Below are 2,829 nucleotides of genomic sequence, written 5' to 3'. Positions count from 1 at the left end.
GCGGCAAGCCCGGCCGGGCGGTTCGCAGGTCAGGTGCCGTCGGGGCGCTGGGCGGGACCGCGCAGCAGGGGGTGGGCGCGCATGGCCACCTCCAGCTCGCCGGGCAGCTCGTCGCGGTAGCGGCCCAGCGTCGCCAGGTCGCTGTGGCCCAGCACCCGCCGCACCGCGTCCATGTCCACCGCGTCGGCCAGCAGGTGCGTGGCCGTGGTGTGCCGCAGGCCGTGCGGCGTCACCGAACGCCGCCGGTCGGCCTCCACCCGCCGCTGCACCCGGTCGATCACCGCCTGCACGTCCCCCCGCGCCAGCCGGCGGCCCCGCCACGACAGCAGCAGCGCCTTGTCCGGCGAGCCGGCCCGGCCCCGCTCCAGGTAGGCGTCCAGGACCCGCGCCACGTCGGCGGGCAGCGGCACGTCCCGGGTCCTGCCGCCCTTGCCGAAGATCCGCCAGTAGCGCACCCCGTCGTTGGTGTAGAAGTCCTCGACGTTGGCGCGCACCAGCTCCGACACCCGCGGGCCCATCGTCGTCAGCAGCAGCACGATCAGCGCGTCCCGCAGCTCGGTGCGCTGGTCGCGGCGCCTGCGCCGCGCCCGGCCGGCGTCCGGACCGCTCCGGCGCCGGGATCGGGATCGGATCCGGCGTCAGAGCCGGAGCCGGGGTCGCCGCCCAGCCGCCGGGCCGCACCGATCAGCCCCTGCGCCTGCTCGCGGGTGAGCGCCCGCCGCTCCGGGCGCAGCCCCCCGCGCTCCCTGGCGGTCACCGTCGCCGCCGCCATCGGGTTGATCTGCACCCAGCCCGCCAGTGCCGCGTGCTTGAACAACGCCGAGACCGACCGCCGGAACCGCGCCTGCGAGGAGGCCGACTGCACGGCCTGCCCGGGGCCGGGCGGGCGGCCCCGTCCGGCCGGGCGCGCCGCTCGTCGGGCTTGCGGGCGAAGGCCAGCAGGACCGCGTCGACGTCCTCCCCGGTCAGATCGTCCAGCACCCGTCCGGCGCCGGCCAGCCGCACGAAGGTGGCCACGTCCCGGGCGTAGACCTCCGCGGTGGCCGGGGACAGGGCACCGGTCGAGGTCTTGGCGCGGATCAGCTCCACATAGCGATCGGCCGACTCCTGCACGGTGAGACGGTTCAGCTCCGCAGGCCGCATGGTTTCGGGGACGCCCTTTCTCGATCCTCCCGGATGCTACCGGCCGGCACCGACATCCGGCCGCCGGCTCACCTCCCCACCGGACGGCGCTCCGGCACATGGCGCGGCGGGCACCCGGAAGTACGGGGGCCGCCGGATGACAGGGCCGAGACAGGGAACGGAAGCGGCAATATGATCAGTTCATGCCGAACCTGGGACCTGCGGAGCTCCTCATCGCCGGAGTGCTCCTCACGCTGCTCGTCATCGGAGCGATCGTCCTCATGCGGCGCAGCGCCCGGCCCTCGGTCCCCGCGCCCCGCCTGGGGCCCGCCGAGCTGCACCACCGGGTCCAGGACCTGACCGCGCAGGGAAAGCAGCTCGAAGCGATCAAACTGATCCGGGAGCAGACCGGTCTCGGCCTGGCCGCCGCCAAGCGCTATGCCGACGACGTGGCCGCGGGCCGGGCGCCCGGAGGCGCACGGGAGATTCCGCGGCGCGGAGGCGCGGACCTGGCCGACCGGGTGCGCGAGCTCAAGGCCGCCGGCCGGGCCGAGCAGGCCCTCTTCCTCGTCCGGGGCGAGACCGGGATGGCCGAGGCCGACGCCCGGCGCTTCGTCGACGCGATCGAGTAGGCATCGAGCAGACCCCGCCCCGGTGGACCCGCCCCGGGGCCTACGCGATGGGAACCCGCCCGGCGCCGCGGCCTGCGGCCCGGGCGACGGCGGCCGCGGCGAAGGCGGTGATGACCGGGTGCGGGCGGGTGCCGTCGCCGGCCAGTTCGGGCTGGAAGAGCGTGGCCAGGAAGAACGGGTGGCCGGGCAGTTCCAGGATCCGCACCGCCCCGGCCTCGTCGCGGCCGGAGAAGCGCAGCCCGCCGCCGGCCAGGACCGGCAGGTAGCGGGCGTCGAGCCCGTAGCTGCAGGAGTAGCGCTCCACGGTCCGCTCGGCACCGACGATCTGCTCGGCCAGGGAGCCGGGCGCCAGCCGTACCGCGTCCTCATGGCCGGCCAGGGAGCACTCCAGGGGCACCAGCAGCAGGTCGGCGGTGGCGGCGGGGTCGTTCTCGGCGTGCCGGACGGCCAGGCCCAGGACGTTGCGGGCGTACTCCAGGAGGGCGTGCTGGAAGCCGCCGCAGGTGCCCAGGAACGGCACGGCGTGCTCGCGCGCGGTGCGGGCGGCCCGCAGCGCCCCGGCCTCGCTCCGGTACGGGCTGCCGGGCAGCATCCAGATCGCGTCGAAGCGCTCCAGATCACCGGTGTCGGTGGTGGGGATCCAGTAGGCGTCCAGCGTCAGCCCGTCGCGCTCGCGCAGCGCCGACAGCAGGGCGGGGATACGGGCGTGGGCCTGGACGTGGGGGGAGCGGTCGCCGACCAGGGCGACGGTCGCGGTGGTCATGCGCCCATCCTGACCGGCCTGCGGTCTTAAGCGCCAACGATGATCCCTGCTGATCCGATAAGGGATACTGATCGACCGTGGACCCGCATCTGCTGCGCACCTTCGTCACCGTCGCCGACCTGCGCTCCTTCTCCGCCGCGGCCGAACGGCTCGGCTACACCCAGTCGGCGGTCTCCCAGCAGATCGCGGCGCTGGAGGCCGATCTGGGGGTGGCGCTGCTGGGGCGGCGGCCGGTGGCGCCCACCCCGGCCGGCCGGCGCCTGCTGGAGCATGCCGGGCCGACTGCTGCTGCCGCCACCGGGCCGCCCGCGC

General features: G+C 75.7%; 6 protein-coding genes. 2 read left to right on the top strand and 4 right to left on the bottom strand.

The window, feature by feature from the left end:
* Positions 1 to 29: 29 nt before the first annotated feature.
* Genes ACWJ6R_RS33925 through ACWJ6R_RS33915 form a run of 3 tightly spaced genes read right to left on the bottom strand, consistent with a single transcriptional unit; the run spans position 30 to position 1,143 of the window.
* Positions 30 to 536 carry a tyrosine-type recombinase/integrase gene (locus ACWJ6R_RS33925; RefSeq protein WP_449066136.1) on the bottom strand — a complete coding sequence of 169 codons (507 nt, stop codon included), beginning with the start codon at positions 534 to 536 and terminating at the stop codon, positions 30 to 32.
* A gap of 2 nt (positions 537 to 538) precedes the next feature.
* Positions 539 to 772 (bottom strand): hypothetical protein, encoded by a 234-nt coding sequence (locus ACWJ6R_RS33920; RefSeq protein WP_449066135.1) that lies wholly within the window; start codon positions 770 to 772, stop codon positions 539 to 541.
* Positions 754 to 1,143 (bottom strand): hypothetical protein, encoded by a 390-nt coding sequence (locus ACWJ6R_RS33915; protein ID WP_449066134.1) that lies wholly within the window; start codon positions 1,141 to 1,143, stop codon positions 754 to 756. Before ACWJ6R_RS33915 ends, ACWJ6R_RS33920 begins: the two co-directional genes overlap by 19 nt.
* Before the next feature lie 182 nt (positions 1,144 to 1,325).
* Here ACWJ6R_RS33915 and ACWJ6R_RS33910 point away from each other — a divergent pair, with 182 nt between their 5' ends.
* Positions 1,326 to 1,754 carry a 50S ribosomal protein L7/L12 gene (locus ACWJ6R_RS33910; RefSeq protein ID WP_449066133.1) on the top strand — a complete coding sequence of 143 codons (429 nt, stop codon included), beginning with the start codon at positions 1,326 to 1,328 and terminating at the stop codon, positions 1,752 to 1,754.
* A gap of 40 nt (positions 1,755 to 1,794) precedes the next feature.
* On the opposite strand, the gene ACWJ6R_RS33905 is transcribed toward ACWJ6R_RS33910, so the two are convergent.
* Positions 1,795 to 2,517 carry a CTP synthase C-terminal region-related (seleno)protein gene (locus ACWJ6R_RS33905; RefSeq protein WP_449066132.1) on the bottom strand — a complete coding sequence of 241 codons (723 nt, stop codon included), beginning with the start codon at positions 2,515 to 2,517 and terminating at the stop codon, positions 1,795 to 1,797.
* A 77-nt stretch (positions 2,518 to 2,594) separates the two neighbouring features.
* On the opposite strand from ACWJ6R_RS33905, the gene ACWJ6R_RS33900 reads away from it, so the two are divergent.
* Positions 2,595 to 2,829, top strand: a 235-nt coding sequence (locus tag ACWJ6R_RS33900; RefSeq protein ID WP_449066131.1) for a LysR family transcriptional regulator, incomplete at its 3' end; no start/stop codon positions are given.

Source organism: Planomonospora algeriensis (assembly GCF_977012225.1).
The sequence above is the reverse complement of the archived record's forward strand: the minus strand, read 5'-3'. Positions and strand labels throughout refer to the sequence as shown.